The organism is Lacunimicrobium album (genome assembly GCF_052161635.1).
Classification (GTDB): domain Bacteria; phylum Planctomycetota; class Planctomycetia; order Planctomycetales; family Planctomycetaceae; genus SXPC01.
Window position 1 is genome coordinate 4785283 of the sequence record NZ_CP197413.1, and the last position, 23127, is coordinate 4808409.

At 54.6% G+C, this 23127-nt stretch carries 25 protein-coding genes and 1 tRNA gene; 12 read left to right on the forward strand and 14 right to left on the reverse strand.

From position 1 onward, the window contains the following. Positions 1–28 precede the first annotated feature (28 nt). On the reverse strand, positions 29–487 hold the full coding sequence (locus SH248x_RS19180; protein ID WP_459555935.1) for a GNAT family N-acetyltransferase: 459 nt from the start codon (positions 485–487) through the stop codon (positions 29–31). Between the two features lie 230 nt (positions 488–717). Further along, on the reverse strand, positions 718–2580 hold the full coding sequence (gene glmS, locus SH248x_RS19185; RefSeq protein WP_459555936.1) for a glutamine--fructose-6-phosphate aminotransferase: 1863 nt from the start codon (positions 2578–2580) through the stop codon (positions 718–720). Positions 2581–2934: 354 nt separating this feature from the next. On the opposite strand from glmS, the gene SH248x_RS19190 reads away from it, so the two are divergent. The 3 genes from SH248x_RS19190 to SH248x_RS19200 all read left to right on the forward strand — a co-directional run bounded on the left by SH248x_RS19190 (position 2935) and on the right by SH248x_RS19200 (position 4469). Then, the gene (locus SH248x_RS19190; protein ID WP_459555937.1) at positions 2935–3609 is read left to right on the forward strand and encodes a hypothetical protein; all 675 of its coding nucleotides are present in this window, start codon (positions 2935–2937) and stop codon (positions 3607–3609) included. A 98-nt stretch (positions 3610–3707) separates the two neighbouring features. Beyond that, a complete protein-coding gene (locus tag SH248x_RS19195) occupies positions 3708–4055 on the forward strand; it encodes a hypothetical protein (RefSeq protein ID WP_459555938.1) in 348 nt (115 codons plus the stop codon). Positions 4056–4229: 174 nt separating this feature from the next. Next, positions 4230–4469, forward strand: coding sequence for a hypothetical protein (locus SH248x_RS19200; RefSeq protein ID WP_459555939.1), 240 nt, complete (start codon positions 4230–4232; stop codon positions 4467–4469). Between the two features lie 222 nt (positions 4470–4691). On the opposite strand, the gene SH248x_RS19205 is transcribed toward SH248x_RS19200, so the two are convergent. From SH248x_RS19205 to SH248x_RS19220, 4 genes are all read right to left on the reverse strand, one after another. After that, the gene (locus SH248x_RS19205; RefSeq protein WP_459555940.1) at positions 4692–5639 is read right to left on the reverse strand and encodes a ribose-phosphate diphosphokinase; all 948 of its coding nucleotides are present in this window, start codon (positions 5637–5639) and stop codon (positions 4692–4694) included. 50 nt (positions 5640–5689) lie between these two features. Then, positions 5690–6061, reverse strand: a complete 372-nt coding sequence (locus SH248x_RS19210; RefSeq protein WP_459555941.1) for a four helix bundle protein — start codon at positions 6059–6061, stop codon at positions 5690–5692. A gap of 55 nt (positions 6062–6116) precedes the next feature. Further along, positions 6117–6866 carry an NTP transferase domain-containing protein gene (locus tag SH248x_RS19215; protein ID WP_459555942.1) on the reverse strand — a complete coding sequence of 250 codons (750 nt, stop codon included), beginning with the start codon at positions 6864–6866 and terminating at the stop codon, positions 6117–6119. A 139-nt stretch (positions 6867–7005) separates the two neighbouring features. Continuing rightward, on the reverse strand, positions 7006–7185 hold the full coding sequence (locus tag SH248x_RS19220) for a hypothetical protein (RefSeq protein WP_459555943.1): 180 nt from the start codon (positions 7183–7185) through the stop codon (positions 7006–7008). Between the two features lie 197 nt (positions 7186–7382). Here SH248x_RS19220 and glnA point away from each other — a divergent pair, with 197 nt between their 5' ends. The 3 genes from glnA (at position 7383) to SH248x_RS19235 (ending at position 9301) form a co-directional block, all read left to right on the forward strand. Beyond that, positions 7383–8792, forward strand: coding sequence for a type I glutamate--ammonia ligase (gene glnA / locus SH248x_RS19225; protein WP_459555944.1), 1410 nt, complete (start codon positions 7383–7385; stop codon positions 8790–8792). A gap of 87 nt (positions 8793–8879) precedes the next feature. Continuing rightward, positions 8880–9074: a type II toxin-antitoxin system HicA family toxin gene (locus SH248x_RS19230; RefSeq protein ID WP_459555945.1), complete on the forward strand. Its 195-nt coding sequence runs from the start codon at positions 8880–8882 to the stop codon at positions 9072–9074. After that, complete coding sequence (locus SH248x_RS19235; RefSeq protein WP_459555946.1) at positions 9071–9301, forward strand: hypothetical protein; 231 nt, start codon at positions 9071–9073, stop codon at positions 9299–9301. Before SH248x_RS19230 ends, SH248x_RS19235 begins: the two co-directional genes overlap by 4 nt. A 28-nt stretch (positions 9302–9329) precedes the next feature. On the opposite strand, the gene SH248x_RS19240 is transcribed toward SH248x_RS19235, so the two are convergent. Genes SH248x_RS19240 through SH248x_RS19250 form a run of 3 tightly spaced genes read right to left on the reverse strand, consistent with a single transcriptional unit; the run spans position 9330 to position 11682 of the window. Continuing rightward, a complete protein-coding gene (locus SH248x_RS19240; RefSeq protein WP_459555947.1) occupies positions 9330–9584 on the reverse strand; it encodes a hypothetical protein in 255 nt (84 codons plus the stop codon). Positions 9585–9641: 57 nt separating this feature from the next. Then, the gene (locus SH248x_RS19245) at positions 9642–10058 is read right to left on the reverse strand and encodes a hypothetical protein (protein WP_459555948.1); all 417 of its coding nucleotides are present in this window, start codon (positions 10056–10058) and stop codon (positions 9642–9644) included. Beyond that, on the reverse strand, positions 10051–11682 hold the full coding sequence (locus SH248x_RS19250; RefSeq protein ID WP_459555949.1) for a HEAT repeat domain-containing protein: 1632 nt from the start codon (positions 11680–11682) through the stop codon (positions 10051–10053). The genes SH248x_RS19245 and SH248x_RS19250 overlap by 8 nt, the downstream gene beginning before the upstream one ends. Before the next feature lie 467 nt (positions 11683–12149). On the opposite strand from SH248x_RS19250, the gene SH248x_RS19255 reads away from it, so the two are divergent. From SH248x_RS19255 to SH248x_RS19265, 3 genes are all read left to right on the forward strand, one after another. Next, on the forward strand, positions 12150–12956 hold the full coding sequence (locus tag SH248x_RS19255; protein WP_459555950.1) for a DUF1573 domain-containing protein: 807 nt from the start codon (positions 12150–12152) through the stop codon (positions 12954–12956). A gap of 193 nt (positions 12957–13149) precedes the next feature. Beyond that, positions 13150–15597: a DUF1553 domain-containing protein gene (locus tag SH248x_RS19260; protein ID WP_459555951.1), complete on the forward strand. Its 2448-nt coding sequence runs from the start codon at positions 13150–13152 to the stop codon at positions 15595–15597. Between the two features lie 238 nt (positions 15598–15835). Next, on the forward strand, positions 15836–17290 hold the full coding sequence (locus tag SH248x_RS19265; protein ID WP_459555952.1) for a DUF1501 domain-containing protein: 1455 nt from the start codon (positions 15836–15838) through the stop codon (positions 17288–17290). A 276-nt stretch (positions 17291–17566) separates the two neighbouring features. Here the strand turns inward: SH248x_RS19265 and SH248x_RS19270 are convergent, their stop codons facing one another. From SH248x_RS19270 to SH248x_RS19280, 3 genes are all read right to left on the reverse strand, one after another. Then, positions 17567–18967, reverse strand: a complete 1401-nt coding sequence (locus SH248x_RS19270) for a hypothetical protein (protein WP_459555953.1) — start codon at positions 18965–18967, stop codon at positions 17567–17569. Then, positions 18964–19560 carry a sigma-70 family RNA polymerase sigma factor gene (locus SH248x_RS19275; protein ID WP_459555954.1) on the reverse strand — a complete coding sequence of 199 codons (597 nt, stop codon included), beginning with the start codon at positions 19558–19560 and terminating at the stop codon, positions 18964–18966. Before SH248x_RS19275 ends, SH248x_RS19270 begins: the two co-directional genes overlap by 4 nt. A 253-nt stretch (positions 19561–19813) precedes the next feature. Next, entirely contained in the window at positions 19814–20650 is an 837-nt protein-coding gene (locus tag SH248x_RS19280; protein ID WP_459555955.1) for a DUF455 family protein, read from the reverse strand. A 219-nt stretch (positions 20651–20869) separates the two neighbouring features. Here SH248x_RS19280 and SH248x_RS19285 point away from each other — a divergent pair. Then, positions 20870–20940 (forward strand) — tRNA-Gln (locus SH248x_RS19285). 190 nt (positions 20941–21130) lie between these two features. On the opposite strand, the gene SH248x_RS19290 is transcribed toward SH248x_RS19285, so the two are convergent. After that, positions 21131–21286, reverse strand: a complete 156-nt coding sequence (locus tag SH248x_RS19290; RefSeq protein ID WP_459555956.1) for a hypothetical protein — start codon at positions 21284–21286, stop codon at positions 21131–21133. A gap of 180 nt (positions 21287–21466) precedes the next feature. On the opposite strand from SH248x_RS19290, the gene SH248x_RS19295 reads away from it, so the two are divergent. Both SH248x_RS19295 and SH248x_RS19300 read left to right on the forward strand, forming a co-directional pair. After that, positions 21467–21676, forward strand: coding sequence for a hypothetical protein (locus SH248x_RS19295; RefSeq protein WP_459555957.1), 210 nt, complete (start codon positions 21467–21469; stop codon positions 21674–21676). Between the two features lie 3 nt (positions 21677–21679). After that, positions 21680–22141 carry a hypothetical protein gene (locus tag SH248x_RS19300; RefSeq protein WP_459555958.1) on the forward strand — a complete coding sequence of 154 codons (462 nt, stop codon included), beginning with the start codon at positions 21680–21682 and terminating at the stop codon, positions 22139–22141. A gap of 4 nt (positions 22142–22145) precedes the next feature. On the opposite strand, the gene SH248x_RS19305 is transcribed toward SH248x_RS19300, so the two are convergent. Next, positions 22146–22973, reverse strand: coding sequence for an ABC transporter permease (locus SH248x_RS19305; RefSeq protein WP_459555959.1), 828 nt, complete (start codon positions 22971–22973; stop codon positions 22146–22148). Positions 22974–23127: the final 154 nt, after the last annotated feature.

A 23127-nucleotide genomic window follows, 5' to 3' on the forward strand; every position in this document is an offset into this window, starting at 1 on the left:
ACCCTGCATCAGGCAGCTAGCCGCGCTTTCAGCTTGTCTCTGGTTCATCAGGAATCAGTCGCCTACCCATCGGAATTGCCTGATCCTGGACGAACCCCAGCTGGCGGTAAAACTCGAGCACCGCAGTGTTCGTACTCCGCACCATCAGGTTCAGTTTCGGACATCCCAGCGATAGCAGCTTCTCCTCAACCGCCAGCATCAACTTCTTCCCCAGCCCACGCCCCCGATACTCCGGATGGACCGCCAGATAATTCACCGACCCCCGATGCCCTTCGTAACCCCACATGACCGCCGCGATCAACGCCTGCGATCCCGGCTCCCTCACCACAAAGATATCCCCATTCCTCGCTTTCAGCTTCCGATCAATATCCCGACGCGGATCATTCTGCGGATGGATCAGATCACACATCTGCCACAACGCCAACAGGTCGCTCCGATCAACATCATCCCGATAAGAGGCAATCAACTGATCCGTATTCCCATCCATTCCTAACATCCTTGATACATCAGAAAGCCAGACAGGAACGCAGAGCGAACAGAGTTGAGCAGAGGTCGCAGAGAGGAATGGTTAACGCAAAGTCGCGAAGACGCAAAAAGAAAAGTGTATTCCATCCAGGTCTTCTTTTGCGCCGTTGCGGCTTTGCGTTGAAAATTTCTGTTCCTCTCTGCGATCTCTGCTCTCCTCTGTTCCCTCTGCGTTCCAGTCACTCTGACTCTCTACTCCACCGTCACGCTCTTCGCGAGATTCCTCGGGCGGTCGACGTTGCAGCCGCGTAGAAGTGCGATGTGGTAGCTGAGGAGTTGGAGTGGGACGCTGGTGACGATGGGTTGCATGTATTCTTCGACTTCGGGGACGAAGATGACGTCGTCAGCGAGCTTGGCGATTTGTTCGTCGCCGTGGCAGGCGATGGCGATGACGGGGCCGCCGCGGGCTTTGATTTCTTCCAGGTTGCTGATGATCTTCGGATAGATCCCGCCTTGAGGGACGACGAAGACGCTGGGTGTTTTTTCATCGACGAGCGCGATCGGGCCGTGTTTCATCTCGGCTGCCGGGTAACCTTCAGCGTGGACGTAGCTGATTTCTTTCAGCTTGAGGGCACCTTCGAGGGCGACCGGGAAATTGTAGAGTCGTCCCAGGTAGAGGAAGTTATTGAAGCCAGCGTATTTCTCGGCGATCTGTTTGACTTTGTCATGACACTCCAGCGTCTGACGGACTTTATTGGGCATGTCTTTCAGCTGACGAATCAGGCGTCTTCCCGCCGGATAAGACAGGTGACGCATGCGTCCGAGAAACAAGGCGAGTTCGATCAGGACAGTGACTTGTGACGTAAAGGCCTTCGTCGACGCGACGCCGATTTCCGGGCCAGCGTGAAGATAGATCCCGCCATCCGCTTCGCGGGCAATCGTCGAGCCAACGGTATTACAGATCGCCAGCGTCGGGTGCCCCTTGCGTTTGCATTCACGCATCGCAGCCAGAGTGTCCGCCGTCTCGCCGGACTGGGTGATCGCGAAGACCATCGTCGTGTCGGACATCGGAGGATTGCGATAACGCAGCTCACTGGCGTACTCGACTTCCGTCGGGATACGGGCGAACTCTTCGAGCAGGTATTCCCCGACCAACGCTGCGTGCCAACTTGTTCCGCAGGCCGTCAGGACGATCCGATCAATCCGACGCAGCTGTTGAGCGGAGAGGTTCAAGCCGCCGAAGACCGCAGTCGCTTCGTCTTCATCGAGTCGACCGCGGAGCGCATTCTCGATCGAAATCGGCTGCTCGAAGATTTCTTTGAGCATGTAGTGGGGATAGTCACCCAGATCGCTGTCTTCACTGACGTTCTGCAGAGTTGTGATGGAAGGAGCAGTCACGCCGGTATCGCGGTGAATGATCTCGAAACCGGACGGCTCGATGATCGCGATTTCACGATCCGACAGGTAAACAACATCATTCGTGTAACCCCGAAACGGCGTTTGATCGGAGGCGACGAAGAATTCCTTGTCACCGACCCCAATGACCAGCGGGCTTCCCTGACGGGCCACGAACAGCGTCTCTGGCAGATCGCGGAACATGATCGCCAGACCGTACGTTCCCTTGAGCATCAGGATCGTATGTTCGAGGGCGAGGGTCGCATTTTCTTTGGTGCCATTTTCGGGTGTCAGCTTCTTCTGATCACGATAATGGTGCGCGAGAAGATGTGCGACGACTTCGGTATCGGTCTCAGTGATGAACTTGTAGCCGAGTTCGACGAGTTTGGCTTTGAGTTTCGTGTAGTTCTCGATGACCCCGTTGTGCGCCAGAACGACTTCCCCATCACCTCCCAGGTGCGGGTGGCAGTTCGTATCGGTCACTTTGCCGTGAGTCGCCCAGCGGGTGTGGCCGATGCCCATGGTCCCTTTCAGAGGTTCGGTTTTGAGTAGCCCGCCAAGTTCGAGGACGCGCCCCGTCTTCTTACGCAGTGAGAAGACGCCGCCTTCCAGCGTCGCCATCCCGGCGGAGTCGTAGCCTCGGTATTCGAGTCGATGAAGCCCTTCCAGCAAGAACGACGGTGCATCCCGATGGCCCACATACCCGACGATTCCACACATAGATCGATCCGCTTCCGGCTGAGAATGTTCGGTTCAAGATAACTGGGCAAAGAGGGGAGCAATCGCTGGTCGCGCCCACCCACTACGGCCTGTTCACGGGTGAATTCTACGACGTAATTCGCCAGCGGGTAAATAGGGATCAGTCGGCGCACAATTCCGCGTGTTGACCAAACACCACAAACCGTCTCAATCGTCGATACACCTTGAGTTCAGGCGAGCTCGGGGAGATGGGTGGCTGTGGTTCTCCACTGCGACGATTCTTCAAAAAAAGTTCTTGAGATCCCCACACTGTACTGTTAATGTGTCGACCCACTCAGGATCAGGGCTTCCTCGTTGACTAAAAGGGCGATTTTCATGGTTTCGATCTGGACCGTTCAAATTGAAAAGGCAACTGCGTTCTTCGGCTTCGATGAATCACAGTTCTTCTATATGTCCTTTACCGGTCTGCTCGACCGCGGGAGCAAGAAGGCCAAGCAGGCCATGGAACTGTTACTCAAAGGGGAAAGCATTGATTCCGTGATTGCTCAAACGGGGGCAAAAACAAGAGTCGCGTCCCTCGCGAGCATTCAATCGATCGCTGCGAAGAAACATTCTGACGCGATCAAGCTCACCTATCATCGTCCGGATAACGGCAAGCTCGATCACTTTGAATTTGTTTTGAAGGAAGGGAAAGAACTGGAGAACGCGACAGTCTCTCTGGCTGCCGCCGTGAATCGACCAAGTCAGGTCACTCGTCAGGAAGTCTCTTTCCTGGAAGCAGCGACCGGGCCTGGCATTTTGATGGTCGTCGTCACGATTCTCTCACTGGCCGTCATCGCGACTGCTCGCGACCTGGCGGCTGGGAAAGCCATCGAGATCTCAGGACGTCGACAAGGCTTGAAACGCCTGCTGATCACCATCGCTGAAACACTCGGCGAAACGAATGCCTACATCGTCGGCGGCTTGCTGATCGCAGGAAGTATTGGATACCTGGTGATGCGAATCGTGAAACGTCCCGCTCAGGATGTGATTACGTTTGAGGTTCCGTAGTACTCCATCTACCAAACAGTGTCCTCTGAATATTATCGTACCATCCTTGACGCTTCGGAGAAGCGGAGGTTGGTTGTGGTTTTCAAGGAGGAGATGTCATGGGGAACGGAACTGTTCGCAAGCATGTGGTGCGGCTGTCGGCTCAGCAGCGTGAGGAACTGGAGGCGATTGTCCGTTCGCTGCAGGCCACGCTTCTCAAAGGGCGGCGGGCTCGTGTGCTCCTGCTCTCGGATGTCGACCACAACCAGGGACGTCGCTGCGACTGGCAGATTGCCGAGATCGTCGGCCTGACCGAGAAGCAGGTCAAACGCATCCGGCACAGTTCTTCCAGCAGGGACTCCCCTGCGTCCTTCAACGACAGCGTCGACGGGATGCTGATCGTCCCCGCAAGATCGATGGCCAGGTTGAAGCTCAAGTCATTGCGCTGTGCTGCAGCCAGCCCTTGAGAGGCGTCAGCGATGGACACTGACATTGCTGGTGGAAGAGCTGACACGACTTCAGGTGGTGGCCAGCGTCTGTCGTGAGACGGTCCGCAAAACACTCAAGAAAATCGACTCAAGCCTAGGCAAACCCGTCGCTTTTGCATCCCGGAAAAAGACCGGGCCCGATTCGTTGCCGGTATGGAACGACTCCTGGATGTCAATCAAGCCGAGTACGATCACACGCACCCGCTGATCTGCATTGATGAAGCCTCCAAGCAGATCATTGCCGATGTGGAACCGGCCCTGCCGCTGTCGCCAGGACAGCCACGTCGTGAAGATCATCATTATCAACGTCAGGAGGTGCAGGCGTTGTTTATGTTCTTCGACCCACTACGAGGCTGGCGACGCGTGAGCACTCGCGCGACACGACTGGGCTGAGGAGTTACAAGTCTTGCTGGAGGTGGATTATCCTCAGGCCCGTCAGGTCACGCTGGTGTGTGATCACTTAAACACGCATGACATCGCCAGCTGGCAACAGACCCGCAACGCACAAGGCCTGGGAGCCAACTGTCAGTTCCGCACGTCACAGGCTAGAATCAAGCTCAAATCCCTCGACCCAATCCCAGTGGACATTTAGCGGTGGACAGGGTCGTACGACAATCATCCGAACAGGTAACTCACGGATTCATTGCGGTGAATTCTTCGAATCGCTTCGCCCAACAGAGGGGCGATGGAGATGATTTTCAAGTTGGGCAGCATCTGCTCTGGCTTTAATGCGACGCTGTTCGTAATGACGATCTCCTGCACCGGGGCGGCTTTCAGGCGATCGACCGCCGGGCCGACGAGGACGCCGTGGGTCGCACACAGGTAGACTTTCTCCGCGCCGAACGATTTCGCGACGTTCGCTGCTCCACAGATCGAACCTGCGGTCGTGATCATGTCATCGAAGATGAGGGCAATCTTCCCTTCGATCGGCCCGCCAATGAGGTTGGCCTGCTTGGTCTCGGTCGCGCTGGTTCGTCGTTTGTCGACGATGACCAGATCGCCGCCGAGGTTATCGAGGTGCTGCAGGGTACGTTTGATACTCCCTTCGTCGGGACTGACGATGACCTGCTTCTCGGGCGGAATCTTCAACGATGAGAAGTACTGGTCAAGAACCGGGGCCGCATACAGGTGATCGACGGGAACATCGAAGAAACCCTGGATCTGTGCCGCGTGCAGGTCCATTGTCAAAACGCGGTCAGCTCCTGCAGTCGTAATCAGATTGGCAACCATCTTCGCCGTGATCGGCACCCGTCCCGAATCTTTGCGATCCTGACGGGCATAACCAAAATACGGCATGACGACGGTGATCCGCTCCGCACTGGCCCGCTTACACGCATCAATGAGGATCAGCAACTCCATCAAATTTTCATTGACAGGTGGGCTCGTCGGCTGAATCAGAAAGATATCGCGTCCACGGATGTTCTGATCAAGCTTGACCGCAATTTCTCCGTCCGGAAAGTTGCTGCAAGTGCAATTGCCGAGCGGCACATTCAGATACTCCGCAATCTCCTGCGCAAGCACAGGATGAGCACGTCCAGTAATGATAGTCAGTTGGTCATACATGATTGAGGCGCTGGGCGTTAGGCGCTAGGCGTTAGTAAGAAATGGGGGAATTACACTGGTTTTAATTTTGACGCGAGTGCGGTCAGCATGCGGCCGATTTCCTGAGCCAGCTTCCAAGCCGGTACAGCGTGGTCTCGAGATAGAAGGGACAATCGAACACATAACTCGATTTGCGTTTCCAGTTCAGCGAGTGATCCTCTGGCAATCAGGATATGGCGTCGGTAATTGCCTTCACCTCGCCCATAACCTTCCGCAATGTTACTCGGAATCGAAACGGCGCAGCGACATAGTTGTGAACAAAGTCCAAATTTTTCTGAATCCGGCAACAACTTTGTCAGAGGATAGACCAGTTCCGCCAGCTCCATGGATTTATTCCAAACTTCCAAGTCACGGTAACCAAGTTTTTCGCTCACGCTGCTCATCTCCCCTAAGTCAACTCACATACGCTGCTCTTCCCTAGCACCCAGCGCCTAACGCCTAGCGCCCCTCCTGCATCACTTCTTCGACCTGCTTTAACTGCTCCTGTGTATTCACCCCCATCGCCTGTTGAATGTCAAACTCAGGCGCCGCAAGCACAACTTCACCCGCGTCCTTCAGTATGCCGGCGCAGTCGGTCAGATAATACTCGCTTTGGATGTTATTCGTCCGAATCTTCGTCAGGGCATCGAACAGCTTGACGGCGTCGAAGGCGAAGCAGCCTGTATTGATCTCCTCGATTCGTTTTTGTTCCTCGCTGGCGTCTTTGTGTTCGATGATTTTCACAAAGTCCCCCTGCTCATCTCGCACGATGCGTCCCAGTCCTTCGTTCGCTGAGGTAATCGCGGTGCCGACAATACACGCGGCTTTGCGGACTTCCTGCAAATCGAGCAGACGCTTGAGCGCCTGCGGCCTGAGTAGCGGCGTATCGCCTGCCAGCACGAGAACCGGACCTTCGTACCCTTCCAGAGCCTGCTTGGCCATCATGACTGCGTGGCCGGTTCCGAGCTGCTGTTCCTGCAACGCAAAAGCAAGATCGCCATGATGTTGCAACGCAACGCGGACTTCATCCGCTTTATGGCCGACGATCACCACCATCGACTTCACCCCCGCTCCGCGTACCGCGTTGAGCACGTGATCAATCATCGTCTGCCCACAGACCGGATGAAGGACTTTTGGCAGCTCCGATTTCATTCTCGTACTTTTTCCAGCCGCGAGAATGATGGCAATGGGTCCTTCGAGGGGAGGCATAGGAAACGCTTTCTGGTGTTGATTCAGCTACGGACGTGCACGTTTCGACTGTAGCGAGCCACCGGTCACGCATCAAGTTGGCTCCGGGCATTCAGCCAAGTTGTGTCGAATGCGTGAGAATAGGGCAATCTGGGAACGGCTAATCGCGACGAACAACGACGCCAGTCAACGCGAAGTCCTTAATTCGCTCTTGCTGAACGACATCGCAGGAACGCGGAAAATCACAGTACCGAAATTCAATCGTCATGCGGAAGATGACTCGCAACGTCCAGTCCTCTTCCTGTCTAGCTATTTCGCAGGTCGAAACGAGATTCAACATGTCAGTCGGAACCCTTCAGGGATGTTAAGAAGTCATGAGGTTCTGACCTGCAGGAAAGTTCTCTCCAGAAGTTGACTACTTCTTAGGCACGAGGATTGCCGTAGTTTGAAAACCTTGGCATAGTTGTGGCTGAAATCCTGTGCGTCTGTGGGCGACATCAGTCATTGAGTCCTCTCGATTGAAACATTTGTTTAGATATGACACCTAAAGAAGTATTGGCACTCTGCCGGCAGAAAGAGATCCTCGCCGTCAGCTTGCGTTTCATGGATTTCCCCGGCACTCAAAAGCACTTTACCATTCCAGTGCAAGCACTTACGTCGGAATCGTTCGAGTCAGGCTTCGGCTTCGACGCCTCGTCGATGTACGGATGGCAAGCAATCAACGAGAGCGATATGCTCGTCGTCCCCCAGCCGGAAACAGCGTTTGTTGATCCCTTTATGAAACAAACGCTCACGATGACCTGTAATATCCAGGACCCGATCACGCGGGAAGACTATGCGCGCGATCCGCGCAATGTTGCCCGAAAAGCAGAAAACTACATGCGGTCGACCGGACTCGCCGACGTCGCCAATTTCGGACTCGAGCCAGAATTTTTCGTCTTCGATTCCGTCCGTTTCGATCATTCCATCAACGAAGCCTACTACCACCTCGAAAGCAGCGAAGGCGAATGGAGCCGAGGCCGCAGCGGCGACGCCAATGGCGGGTACAAAATTCGTCGACGCGAAGGGTACTTCCCCATCCCGCCAGCAGACACGTTGCACGAGATGCGTAACGAAATGATGTTTACGCTCATGGACTGCGGCGTCACCATCGGTGCCCAGCATCACGAAGTCGCAACCGGCGGGCAATGCGAACTCGACATGCGTTACGCCCCGCTGCTTCAGACCGCTGACAACCTGCTCCGCTACAAATACATCGTGAAAAACGTCGCCGCCAAGCACGGCAAGTCCGTCACCTTCATGCCCAAGCCCCTCTGGAACGACAACGGTTCCGGGCAGCATATGCATATTTCCATGTGGAAAAACAATCACAACCTCTTTGCCAACGGCGGCTATGGCGGTCTGTCCGAAACCGCGATGTACGCCATGGGCGGCATCCTCCATCATGCCCCGGCACTGCTCGCCTTCTGCTGTCCCACGACCAACAGCTATAAACGTCTCGTCCCCGGCTTCGATGCCCCCGTCAATCTGACCTACAGCTTCCGCAACCGTTCCGCAGCGATCCGCATTCCGGTTCACAATTCCGGTCCCGAGAACGCCCGCTTTGAATTCCGCTGCCCGGATTCTTCTGCCAACGGCTACCTCGGTATGTCCGCCGTCCTCATGGCGATGCTCGACGGCATCCAGAACCGCATCGACCCAGGCCCGCCGCTCGATAAAGACCTCTACGACCTCCAGGCCGAAGAACTCGAAGTCATCCCCAAAGTCCCCGTCGACCTCGAACAGTCATTACAAGCCCTCCGCAACGACCACGACTTCCTCCTCCGCGGCGACGTCTTCACCGAAGACGTCATCGACACCTGGATCTGGTTCAAACAAGCCAAAGAAATCCAAACAATCCGCGAACGCCCCCACCCCTCCGAATTCGTAATGTACTACGACATCTAAGCACCACTCATCAGAGCCGCGACCGACAGGGAGCGCTCTCCATCTTCATTTGACAGCAAAACAAAATAGCTCTGGCAAAGGACAATCGTGCCTCGTAAAATACGAGAGTTGATACGTGATCTAGAGCGTGCTGGCTTTGTCGATCGTGGCGGTAAAGGACGTCACCGCAACTTTCTCCACAAAACGGGAATTCGAGTAACCCTATCTGGGAATACCGGAGAAGACGCTAAACCCTACCAGGAAAACTTGGTTAAAAAAGCACTCCAGGATACCCGAGAATGACTGAGACCGCTAACTACATCAAGATCGTCGAATGGTCACCTGCTGACCAGTCCTTCGTTGGTCAATGCCCCGGCGTGATCGGTCCCTGTTGTCACGGCGATGATGAATCAGCCGTCTATGCAGAGTTGTGCCACATTGTCGATGAATGGATCGAGATCATGCACAAAGAAGGTAAGCCGTTACCTCCTCCCACGATCGGGCGTGGGATTGCTCAGCTGATCGCGTAATACTGTCTCAAGAGTTGCGTTCGATTACTTACGTTCCATCCGCAGTCGCGAGCATTTCCTGCAGGTCCTCGAACTCTTCCTCCGCCTGGATCACGGCGTGGTGGGACTTGAGATGTTCGAGCAGGAGTTGCAGCTTGTTGCCTTGATGACGCTGCAGATCTGCGCGAATCAAATCACGGATGTATTCGCCTGCGGTGTCGTAGAGGCCGCCTGCTTCTGTCAATTGCGACTGCAGGTGATCCTTGAGTTTGCCAGCCAGATCGATTTCGATTTTCAAACGCATGGGATTTCAAACAAACAAAGAAGGAATGTAGGCCGTCCACTTCACACACCCGACAGATCAAACAACGGCCGACTCATTTTCGCCGAAGAGCAGGCGATAGAGCCGCTGCATCTTGGGATGGGAAAAGAACGCGGTTTCTTCGGTTGGTTTCCAGAGGGACGAGTCGACAAACAGGTCCGCTGCATGTTCGAGTTTCAGATGATCTGCTGCGTTTTGAAGTAAGGTCAACTCGCTTCGGTTCAATCGATGGACGAGTCCAAGTTCCTCCAGGAGCGGATCGATCTTCTCCGTCGGCAACTTGATCGTCTCGACCAGATAGTCCCAGTTGAGCAGCAGAACCCACACGAGAACGACCAGTCCCAGTCCAACGAGAACCAGCGCGAAGCTATGCGAACTGCCGTACCCATAGCGATAAGCATAGTGGGTGTAGCTGGCAGCCAGAGTCAACAATACGTCAGCGTTTGCGTCAGGCATGCTTTCCTCTCGCTTCAACGTTTCTTGCCTGAGCTTGCAGGCGCAGGGTAGTCGCCAGTTGTTCCAGCGCCGCGGTCGCTTCTTCGCGGACACGTTCATTGCCATCGAATGTCAGGTGGTGCAGGATCGCTCCGGAATCTTTCGTGGGAACATCGCTGAGGACTTCGATCAATGTCCGACGAATCATCGCGTCGCTGTCGTAAGCAAGTGGCGCAATGGCGCTGAGCAGATCGCGATGCAGCCCCATTTTGCGGGTCGCCTTAAGAGCCTTCATACGTTTGCCACGCATCGGATTGGCTAACTCGCGATGCAGCTCGCTGACTGCATCGGGGTTGATCTTCATCATCACCTGTGCTGCACGCTGGCAGACAAGCGGATCGAGGAAGTCACTCATATCCATGACCATCGAGAGATTGAAGCTCGATAGCTCTTGTCGCGCAGTGTCTCGGACGGCTTGTTCCGGGCTGTCGAGTCGCTCGACAAGCAGGGAGATCGCATTGGGAATGTGTGATTCTCTCAACTGCGACGTCGCCCAGACTTGAACGCTTTCATCCTCGGATTCGAGGCTGTCCAGGACCAGGTTCTGCAGCTGGTTTTCATCCAGACGACCCATTAGCGTCGAAGCCGCCGAGCGTCCTTCTGCGGAGCCAAGTCGTAGCATCCATTGTTGAATGAAGATCTTATCTTCCTGAGAGATTCCCGACGCGACCACCACCGCGATCAACGCCGGATGCAACGCCGATGGAATCAGCGACAGATCGAATTCAGGAGCATTAATCCAGCGAAACTTCTCGATCTGCTTCAGATTACGCTGCTGATTGACTGTGATGCGTTTGGCGAATTGTCGGAGCATGAACGTGACGAAGATCAGGTCACTTCGATCCTGAATGATTGACAACATCCTCGGATGAGGCAACTTCTCTCCCAACTGGGACAGCAGCAAATGCATGACCCCGGGATGCTCGCTCGATTCCAGGACGCTGTGCGACATCTCTTTGCAGGCAGGAGTCGACTGCCACAAGGCCTTCTTCACAGTCGGATGCTGAGTATCTCCCAGGATGAGAATCGACTCGAGAATCAATCGCGGATTTGCCTGAAACGCGAACCGCTCACACGCTGCATCCAGGCATTGCAGAACGTACGCGTGTGCCGACTGAGAAATCGGCGGCCCCAGCATCAGCGGATCGTTGAGTTGCAGGCGGTCAAACAAGTTGGAAACGAGAAACCTCAGCGTCTCTTCGCCACGCTCGGCCAGATTTGCATCTTCGTACTGGTTGACTGCCGCAATGACGGAGGCGATATGCCGGAACCCGCCCGTGATCCGCAGCACATCGAGTGCATTCGTCTTGGTTCGCACGTCGCCTTGATTCAGGCATTGTTCGATCGCTTGGTCGAGACTATCGCTGGGCCCTTTGAGCGAGATCCACAGCTCGGTGGGCAGGTCTTGGAACTGTCGGATGATCTCGATCTTCCCACGGATACTTTCACGCGACATCAGAGCATAGGCGGCCAGTTCGCGGAGTTTCCTGTCCGGCTTTTTGATCGTGCGGATCAAGACATCGACCGCCGACGCACAGTGAGAACTGGCGAGCGCGTCCAATGTGACTTTCAATGGATCCGACATGACCTTCTAACCATGGATAAACGAGAGGGGAGAAGTGGAGTCAGCGCGCAATGCCTCGATGACACAACTTCAATCGACGCAAGACTCAACATCGCATGACCGGACCACCCGTGACACCACATGACTGTCAAAACCGGACCAGACGTCACCCGGAGAAGGTTGGAACGCAGAGCTCACGCAGAGAAGCGGAGAACGCTGAGGAGATTCCCCGAGTCAACGCAAAGGCGCGAAGACGCCACGAAAAGCAAAGGGGACCAATTCAAGGTGACGTAAATTGAGAGAGAAACCTCCGCGACCTCTGCTCTCCTCCGCGTGCTCTGCGTTCCAGTCTCCTCCCCTGATCACGAAACGCCATCGAAAATTGTCGAGATTGCACCCGCGACGAAGCGACCTTGTCGTTTGTGCAATCGCTGTGGTAGTCTCCCGCGTTCTTCCGACTCGCTATTTTCGCTCAGGGACGACGCGATATGTCATTCACCACTGCCACTTGGCCGACGGCTCGAGGACTCTGCCTGGCGCTGGCGTTTTTGCCGCTTCTTGGATCTTTGGCCGCGGCGCTCCAGCCTCGCACAAGTTCTCATATGGCTGCCGTCGACCCTGAGGCTCGTCCTGCACTGGCATTCCAGCAGTACATGACGGATCTGGGCAACCTGGACGAAAACCGAAGCAGCGGTGCGGCTGCGTTCGTCTTTACCAACCGTAGCGCCCATCCCGTGCATATCAACAAGATCACTCCCAGCTGCGGCTGCCTGACGACTCGAATTACGACCGTCGACTACGCCCCGGGAGCAGAGGGAGAGTTCTTTATCCAGCTGGATTCGGTCGGCGAACCCCCTGGACTAAGGCAATTTGATGCGCAAGTGGTTTACGAGACACGAGATAAGAACGGACAGAAGATTCGCGAATACACAGAGAAAGTCTGGTTTAAAGTCATAATTCCCGCGAAAAAGTTGATTGTTGAACCGGCAGCCGTCATTATCTATCAGGCAGCCAGTGGCGACCCGACGAGCCGCGTGGTCCAGCTGATCGATTACCGCGAAGGCGATTTCGAAATCGTCAGCACGGAGACGAGCCACCCTCAGGTCTTCGCAAAAGTGATCGGCCTGAAAGCAGGAGCCTCGCCAAAGACTCAGGAAGTCGAAGTCGTAGTTCAGGGAACATTCCCTGAAACGCCAGTCAAAGCCCTGGTACAAATTCGCACAAACGACCCAACTTACCAGCTCATCAAGATCCCTATGCTCATCCAGGGAATGCCTGCAGCGAAAGCAGAATGACGCAAATCAGCGGAATATATCACAACTGACATTCGTGTTATCTGCCAAATTCGATGGAATATATCGAATAGTGCTTGATTTCCGGGTGACGCTCTTTCAAAATAAATAACGAATGCAGATATAGATACTGTGTTAGCTTGTTGGTATCTATCTGACCGCGAAATCCTGCTCGTTTTTATCGAATGAAGCTGCCATGCCCACATTGCGCGGACAACTTTCTTCCCGCCTGCTCCCTGCCCTCCTGATTGGATTCTCCGTCGTCAGTTCAACCGCCCCTCAAGCAGTTGCCGCTGAGACCGACGCCAAATCACAAGTCGATTTCGGCCGAGATGTCCGCCCGATTCTTGCCAAAGCCTGCTATCACTGTCACGGTCCAGACAAGGCAGAAGGTGGTCTGAATTTCACGGATGCAAAATCTCCTTTCGGGGAACTTGATTCCGGTGAACGCGGAATTATTCCCGGCGATCTCGAACACAGCGAAATCCTCAATCGCATCACCACCACCGATGAGTCGATGCGCATGCCTCCGGAAGGCAAGCCCCTCTCGCAGGACCAGATCAAGACGCTCAAGGCCTGGATCGAACAAGGCGCTCCCTGGGAATTTCACTGGGCGTTCAAGCCTGTTCAACGGCCTGCTGTCCCCGATGTGACCAACAAACGCTGGGTGAAGAGCCCGATCGATGCCTTCATTCTCAAAAAGCTTGAGGAAAAAGGACTCCAGCCGAATGAGCCTGCTTCCAAAGCGGCCTTAATTCGACGTGCCTATTACGACCTCGTCGGTCTTCCACCCACTCTTCAAGAAGTCAACGAGTTCGCGAACTCGTCAGACTCTCTGGCTTACGAAAAGCTTGTCGACAAACTGCTGGCTCACCCAGGGTACGGAGAAAAGTGGGGACGACACTGGCTGGACCTGGTTCGCTATGCCGAAACAAACAGTTTCGAACGAGATGCCCCCAAGCCGAACGCCTGGCGTTACCGCGACTACGTCATCAAATCACTCAATGATGACAAGCCCTACGACCAGTTTGTCCGCGAGCAGATCGCCGGCGATGAACTCAAGAACGCGACTGACGAAACAAAAATCGCCACCGGCTACTATCGTCTCGGGATCTGGGACGACGAACCTGCAGACCGCAAGCAGGCCTACTACGACGAAATGGATGACACCGTCGCAACGACAACGCATGCCTTTCTGGGCCTGACGGTCGCCTGTGCCCGTTGTCACGATCACAAGATCGATCCGATTCCTCAATCGGACTATTATCAGATGGTCGCCTTCTTCCGCGATGTCCGCTCTTATGGCGAACGTGGTGATAAAGGGGAAGCCAACCAGATTGACATCTCTGGCTCAGACCTGTCTCGCAAACACATGGAACGTGATCGAAAGATCCGTCAGCTCAGCAAGCGTATCAAAGACATTGAACAAGCCGCGATCCTCAAGATGCCCGGCGAAATTCAACGGAAGACCGAAGGTGACGAGCGCGACGAGGCGCTTCGGGAGCACCTGCGAAATCATCTCAACGATGAACAATGGCGTAAGTACGAAGACCTCAAATCACAGCGTGATCGCGTCAAAGAACAAGAGCTCCCGCCTCGCGTGAGTGCTCTTGGCGTTGCCAACTGTGATGTGAATCCTCCCGAAACTCACATTCTCGGTCGCGGAAACCCCCACGTCGAAAAGGAAGTCGTCCAGCCGGGTTATCCGGATATCTATAACATGAAGGATCCTGAAATTCCGGCTCCTGGCAAGGATGCTGAAACCGCTGGTCGACGCGTGGTTCTGGCTGACTGGATCGCCTCACCTGACAACATGCTGACGACCCGCGTCATTGCCAATCGCGTGTGGCAGTTCCACTTCGGTCGCGGGATTGTCCGAAGTTCCAACAACTTTGGTCTTCTTGGCGATGCTCCCACCCATCCGGAACTTCTCGACTGGCTCGCGACGGAACTGGTTGACAAAGACTGGAAGCTCAAATCGCTGCACCGCGAAATCATGCTGTCCAATGCCTATCAGATGTCGTCTGCCACCAACGCGAAAGCCGAGGGCATGGATCCTCAGAACAACCTGTTCTGGAAATTTGACATGCGACGCCTGACCGCAGAAGAAATTCGCGACTCGATGCTCGTCGTCGCTGGTGTCTTCAATCCGAAGATGTACGGTCCGAGCATCTACCCGAAAATCTCAGACGAAGTCATGGCTGGCCAGTCAATGCCCGGGGCAGGCTGGGGCGAATCCAGCGAAGAAGAACGCAACCGACGTAGTATCTATATCCACGTCAAGCGTTCTCTCCTTTCGCCGCTGCTGGCTGCGTTTGACTATCCCGAACCAGACTCCAGCTGTGAAGCCCGCTTCTCGACGACACAACCCACGCAAGCTCTTGGCATGCTTAACAGCGATGATCTTCAGGATCTCTCGACCAAGCTCGCCGCCCGCCTGCAACGCGAGCGTCCGGATGACCTCCAGGCTCAGGTTCGACTCGCCTACGAACTCATCACTTCGCGACGCCCGAATGTAGACGAGATCGAAATGGGCCTGACCCTGATCGACAAACTCAAAGCCGAGGGAGCCACCGAAGACCAGGCACGCCAACTCTTCTGTCTGGCTGCCTTCAACCTCAACGAGTTCATCTTCCTGGAATAAGAGGCAGTCCTCTGAATGTAGGGTGCTGGTGAGGCTTTGCGAACCGCACCAAATGTGGATACAGAGTCAGTTTGGGTTCGAATCTCCATTTGGTGCAGTTCGAAGACTCACTAGCACCCTACCCTGAAGTTTTTCTTAATCATTCGACACATAGACACCACCTCGTCCAAGACCATCGAAATCATCGACCTCGGTGCTCTCTGTGACCTCTGTGGCTAAATTATACCGAGGTATCATCATGCGAAATTTCTGTCACCGCACTCGACGCGAATTCCTCTGGCAGGCCGGCGCCGGCTTCGGCTCCGTTGCCCTCACCAGCCTTCTCTCCCAAGACGGCTTCCTGAACTCACAGGCCAAAGCCGCTGACGGAGTGACGCCCTACGCCAATCCGCTTGCTCCCAAGCCGTCTCACTTCCCCGGCAAAGCCAAGAGCGTTATCTTCCTGTTCATGTACGGCGGGCCCAGCCAGGTCGATACCTTCGATTACAAGCCGGAACTTTTCAAACTCGATGGCAAAACGATCCCCGTCAAAACCAAAGGCCGCGGCGGCGAGAAGAATGAAGGCCGCGTTGTCGGTCCGAAGTGGAAGTTCAAACAATATGGCCAGTCCGGGCAATGGGTCTCCGAGCTTTATCCCCACCTCGCCAATCATGTCGACGACATCGCCTTCATCAAGTCGATGACGGCTGACTCGCCGATCCACGGTTCCGCCATGCTGCAGATGAACAGCGGCAAGATCCTCGGCGGTGCCCCGTCGATGGGATCATGGATCAATTATGGGCTGGGTACCGAAAACGAAAACCTGCCTGGTTATGTCGTCATGCTCGATCCGACCGGTGGTCCGATCAGCGGTGCCAAGAACTGGTCCTGTGGCTACATGCCAGCGACCTACGGCGCGACTGTCATGAAGTCCAAAGGAAGCCCGATTCTCGATCTCAATGTTCCCGATGAGATCAAGCCACAGATGCAACGCACGCTGCTCGATTCCCTGGCCGAGATGAACCAGTCTCACCAGCTGCGTCACCCTGGCAACTCGGACCTCGCTGCTCGAATCGCCAGCTACGAGCTCGCTTTCAACATGCAGAAGCACGCACCCGAAGCGGTCGATCTCTCACAGGAAACCGAAGAAACGACGAAGCTCTACGGCTTGGACAACCCACGCACCAACGACTTCGGAAAACGCTGCCTCATGGCTCGTCGCCTTGTCGAACGAGGTGTCCGCTTCATTCAGCTGTACTCAGGCGGTCACCACAACGACAACAACTGGGATGCCCACGGCGACCTGTTCAACAACCACTCCAAGCACGCCTACAACACCGACCAGCCGATTGCTGGCCTGATCGCTGACCTCAAGCGTCGCGGTCTGTTTGACTCAACACTGATCGTCTGGGGCGGCGAATTCGGTCGTCAACCAACCGCTGAATACGCAGAGGGCACAGGACGCGATCACAACTCCTACGGCTTCACCATGTGGATGGCTGGCGGCGGAATCAAAGGCGGCCAGTCCGTCGGAGCCACCGATGAACTCGGAGCCGCCGCGGTGGAACAACCTTTCCACGTCAAGAACCTCCACGCAACCATGCTCCACCAACTCGGCTTCGACCCCAACAAACTCTCCTACTTCTACGGCGGCCTGGACCAGAAACTCGTCGGCGTCGAACACGTTGCCCCGATCAAGGAACTCATCAGCTAACCCACGGTCGGCAAGCCAAACAAAAAAGGGAGCCCTTATCGGCTCCCTTTTTTGATGCATCAATGTCCCTTCTCCCTTGAGGGGAGAAGGTGCCCGAAGGGCGGATGAGGGTGGGCGCTAGGCAAGTGTTCGGGCTCGATCCGCTATCGATATCAGCAAGAGCGGCTTTGAACAAGTTTGCTCTGATGTTCTCGTTGTCGCTGTGTTCAACTCAGCGCACAAAAAAAGGCTGACCACATTCGGGTCAGCCTTTGTGTTTCACGATGAAGATCTAGCTTAGTTCGCAGCCTTTGGTCCCAAAATAATTCGGACCTGATCCAGACGTTCGGTATGCGTGTTGAGCATCAAATCAACACGGTTCGGTTCGATGTCGGAGATATTGACGCGGTCGTCATAGTCCATCGAACGCTCCGGGCCAGTCGCGTAACCAGTGCTCGTATTGCCCAGCAGGTTGTCTGTCTGCATCATTCCCGGCAGATCGCCGATGAGAGCGAGGACCGGCTGATCGAACACGACGGAACCAGAGGCTTTCATCTGGATACCATCGAAATTGTCTCCTGCTTTCTTGGGCGTCGAAGCAGGGGCAAAGTGAACCAGATAACTGCTGAGGGGAACACCAGCTGGAAGGGTGATGTCCTGGTTCGTCTGATGATTCTTGACGACCAGCGGCTCGTTGAGAACAAGATCCTGTTTTTCCGGGATGAGGTAAATCCGGTTGCTCTTCGAGCGGAACTTCTCATCGAGATTTGTCGGCGTGCAGTTCACAACACGAATCATCGGCGAGACACTGCGGAGCTTCATCTCGAACTCGAGAACCTCCGAGCCAATGCTTTCCAGGAAAGCGCGTGTCGTTCCGCCATCGACGAACTTCAGTTCATCATCATGATCAACTCGAACGCCGCAGCCAACGAACAGGCTTTTGAGTGCCTCATTACGTCGCATTTGAGAAACGGTTCGAACGCCACAGCGTCCTTCCGTCACAACAGCGGTCGCATCCCCGTTGGGGTGAGCCTGAACGAAGAACTGAGTTCCCAGGTCGACAACTTCGAGTGTCTTGGTGACCACAGAAAACTTATCGAGCTTCTGTTTCATCGTCGCACGGACGATACCAGATTTCAGCTCGATGCGGTCTGCACTTGGGATGGAGAAGGAGCAGGGGCCCATCGCCACCACGTTCATGCCGTTGGAATACTTGATCTCGACCAGACCTTGATCGACGACGACATTCTTCCCGACCGAAATGATTGTGGCATTGTGAGTGTCATTGACCTGCCAGATCGCATCCACCGAATGCTGTCCGGTAGTGCCGATGATCAATTCAGGCTCAAGAGACGCTGTCTGGAAAGGCATGCCACCACTGCGGAAGCTGTCGAAAACGACAACCATCAGGACCAGACAGGCGCTGAGTCCGAAAAGCATTTCTGAGACGCGCTTCTTGGTGAAAAACTTTTTGTGTGACCGGACTCTCACGATCTCGGGCATCGCGTCGTTGGCCATGCTGTGGAGCTCAGCATGGAGCAGGACGTACTCCAGATAAAGCTTCTTGTAAGAGCGGTCCAGCGAGAGAAGTTCATCCAGCTGGATATAGCCTTCTGCATCGAGGGTTCCGTTGCACGCCATCTCGGTCAGCGTAATCACGCGCTCGTCCATGGCGAGCATCAGAGAGGAGTCTGTCATTGAACTCCCTCCAGACCGAGGTGGCGATTAATGCAGTCGAAAAGTTTGCGTCGCAAGCGGAACAACTTCTTATAAAAAAGATCTGCGTCCATACCATTCTCTTTGGCGAGTTGGGCGCGAGACACATTGCCCTGGTACGAACTGAGAAGCATTTGACGATCCGTACTGTTCAGCTGGCCTAAGCACTTTTTGAGTTGCTGTTGGCGCAGTTCAAACAGTTCACTGTAACCGGATTGCATCTTCGCCAGATCGACCAGCATCTGATCGCTCAAACCCATCCCGCGATGTTTTCGACGTCTGCGGTTGAAGTTGCGAGCCTGGTTAAAGGCAATCCGTGAAATCCAATGGTAAAAGTTTGTCCCGCGTTCGTACTCTTCAAACTTCCGCCAGGCGATCTCGTAACAATCCTGAAGCACGTCTTCGGCGTCATCGGGATTGCTCGTCAGTGCCAGCAGATAGTAATAGAGACGCTTGGAAACGCCTTCGAGTTGTTCCAGAAACTCCTGCTGCACGACAGCCGATTGCTCGGTCTCTCCGGCAGGGAGTTCCAGCATTAATGTTCGAGGGCGTTGAGATGGGGGCAGGTCTGACATGCCAACCCTTTAGAGGGGACGTAATCAAGACGATCCAAGATTACAGTAATAAGATGTCTGCTTTCGGCGAATCTTCCAATAAATATCTGGGGGATTCGCGATAATTTGGCAAACCCTGAAATATCACCGAAAAGCAGTGAAAAGTGAGCACCTTATTCAACCGGAATGTGAAGATTAAGTCAAGAAAAATTCATCGGAAGACACGGTCGTGGCTCTGTTTACGCCGAAACAGTTCCACAGGGAATTCAATTGCCTATAAATGATTCTCTCGGGAATTGAGAGGCTTTGTTTGCCCATGGATTTTGCGAGATTCCAGCTCTTGCACACGTGTGATGAAATCCTCATCCAAGCCTGCTTTTCGACGCGCTTCCAGCTGAAACAGTTCCCCTTTGGCCTGAGTCGGTTTCAGCGGGAAATGAAGATGGGCAGTAAAACAGTCATAATCGCTTTGGCCAGCTGGTTTGAAATGTCGTAACCATTCGATTCCGAACTTCACATGCTCGATTTCGTCGTCATGGATGATCTTCATCAGCTGGGCTGATCTCAGGTCGCCAGCAGCTTCAAAGGCCGCCGCGAACTCCATCGAGTGGTCGAGATTGGCCCCTTCGAACACCAGCGGCAGCCCGGCCAGGTAATCGAGAACACTGGTGAAAGACTGGGATTTCTTCCAGATAAAGCAGTTCACAGGCAGCGTTCCGAACTCGACACCCAGCTTTTTCGCCCGTTCGGCGTGCATGCGCGTATGTCGCTGCTCATCGAGCATCACTCGCGCCAGCCCAAAACGAAATTCCGCTGGGGCAGACGGGTAGGCGAGCAGCGTCGCAGCCATCACTTCCAGAGCCTGAAGCTCATGATTGGCCATGATATGATGCGCGATGGCCCGCTTGGCTGGATCGGTAAAAGCCGACAGCTTCGGCATCGCGGGGGCAGTGCGACGGGCAGCGAACTGCAAATTTTCAGGACGGACCGGCTCCTTATAGCGAGCAGGCTCCCCGGGGGACTGGTCTGTGAACTCCCCCTTTGGCGTCTTCAGCTTCTTTTCCAGCTGGTCCGACAGCAGGACATCACTGGCAAATACCGAGAGTTCCACGTCTGAATAGCCCCTTTTTCGTGTCGCGACATGCCCTGAAGGGAATTGTAACGCAATCGTTCGACAATCTCGCGTTTGGAAGTGAAATCGCCTCAAATCAGCAGAGTTCGACAGGCGATGATTTTTCAACGAACCCGCCACGAGTGGCACTTGTCAGAAATCCGACGATTGACTAAATTGTCATGGCACGTCGGACGGTCTTCCGTCCGAACTCGCTGCAGTCTGGTAGTGTAACGGTAGCACAACTGATTTTGGTTCAGTTAGTTCAGGTTCGAATCCTGGCCGGACTATTTGATACGTTTCCCGCTAAGTCACTGAGATTCACCCGATGCGTTCGGCCTCGATTGGCCGGGCTGGTGTGAATTGGCTTATGACTCAAATGCCTGCCTTCTTAAAGGCAATTATGCTCAGCTCGCTCTAATCGCACCCCGAGATGGCAGCGCGTTTCAGGAGTGAAATCCTCTGGCTGTGTATCAGGTGCTATTTCTTGTCCGCGTTGATCGGAAAAGGTTTCGAAGCCTCGACTGGGGCTGTTGATGTCGATGTTCCCGTTGGTTTGGCTTCTGGTGTTGGTTCGCTGGCTGGCTTTTCTTCCGGATAGCCGCCGACGTTTTTGGCTTTCTTTTTCTCTGTCATGGGGGCACTTTTCTACTGCGAGCAAAGTTGTCGGGGTGATGAGATCCCTGACGTTAAAGCACCATCGGACGCCATGCAAATGAAAAGGTAGGCAAAGAGCCCCCCTTGCCTACCTCCGAGAGGCGACATCCTGCCATCCTCAAACTCACTTATAGCAGACAGAGAGCGTGGATACAAAAAATGCAGTCGGCGGTTTCTCGTGGGCATTTGCATGATGACATCCCCCCGCGCGTACCGATCATGACGGTTCTACTATGCACGGGCGTTCCGGGATGGCAGATCAAGGCTCCTTTTTCACCCGCGGGGCAAGCTGGTTGTTGTCAGGCGTCGAAAAAAACAGGTAAAGTGGACAAGCTGACCAATTTTCACTTCCTGCTGACGGTGGACTGACCTGTGACCAAAACGACTGCAGTTTCCCTGACCGCCTTCCTGTTCTGGCCCACGGCTGGAATTCTGGCGTTTCTGATTATTTCCATGTGGCTGGAAGCCGCGGACAAAGCGCCGATGGGCCTGCAGATCATCGCTGGGGTGACCCTGCTGTGTGCCGTCGCGCTGCTGGCGGTCCCGGTTTACTGTGCGTTGTATCTCGTTTCGCCTGTTACAATGGGTGGGGCAGCGTCTGGGAAGAAGAAGCAAGCCGCTGTCGTCGAAGACGAAGAAGCAGGTCAGGAATCATTCGCTGACGACAGCTTCGAAGATGATGGTGAGCAACTCGAAGTCGAAGAAGACGACTTCTCAGGTTCAGCGACCAATGAATTCGAAACCCTCGAATTCTCTGGCGATGACATGGGCTTCGGCGAAGACTTTGCCCTGGATGACGATGAGGACGCGCCACCAAAGAAGAAAAAGAAGTAGCCGCTCAGCTACTCGCGCTGCGGTAATTGGACAGTGACCACTGGAAAATCCTGCGCGACACAAAGAAGGCGACCGCCGTTGTCAGCACGACGCAGCCTGTCATCCAGTTCGGCTCGAGTGTTTTCGAAACAATGAGCCGGGCCGGAATCGTCATCACGACCAGAATCGGCAAGATGTACGAAAACGCAAACCGCAGCATCTCCGCGACCGGCGAGCCCGAGTAAATATCTGACGGGTAACGGGCGAAGATCGTCACGTAAAACCAGAAGTCGTACAGCCCTGTGTTTCGTCCGAACCAGACGCTCGTACTCGCCAGCGCAATCATCAGGCTATAGAAGAAGACCGTCGCGACGCCAATCAGGCCGATGTAGCTGATGACGTTCACCAGACTCGGCAGCTGCTCAATACCCTGCAGGGAATACCCGAGCAACACCAGCGCGATCCCCGACTGAAACAGCATCGGCAGGTTGATCCGTTCGAACGAGATCAGGAACTGCGTATCAATCGGCTTCACGAGCGCAAAGTCGAGCGTTCCCTTGCGAATATGCTCGCTCAACTGGGCACAGTTGGGCATGAAAAACGTTTCGACCATCGAGTTGACAAGCATCGTCGTCGCCATGAAGCCGAAGTACTCCGCGCGGGTCCAGCCTGCGACCATGGGCACGTTAGTGTAGATGATCTCATAAAACAGCAGCTGTGAAACAAACCAGAACGCCCGCGTGATGATGTTGATGATGAAGTTCGAGCGGAAGGAAAACTCGCGAAGAAACGAGTTCCGCAGGAACGTCAACCACACGCGGTAATAATCAGGCTGGTCGGCTTTTGTTGTCATGATTGGAACGAGACTGGAACGCAGAGGACGCGGAGTTGAGCAGAGGTCACAGAGAAGCAGTAAAGAATATTAGTCACACGATCGAGTCGAGACGAGGCGAGATTCCTTTCAAGACGAAACTCTTGAAGAGATCAAAAATCTGCTCTGCGTCCTC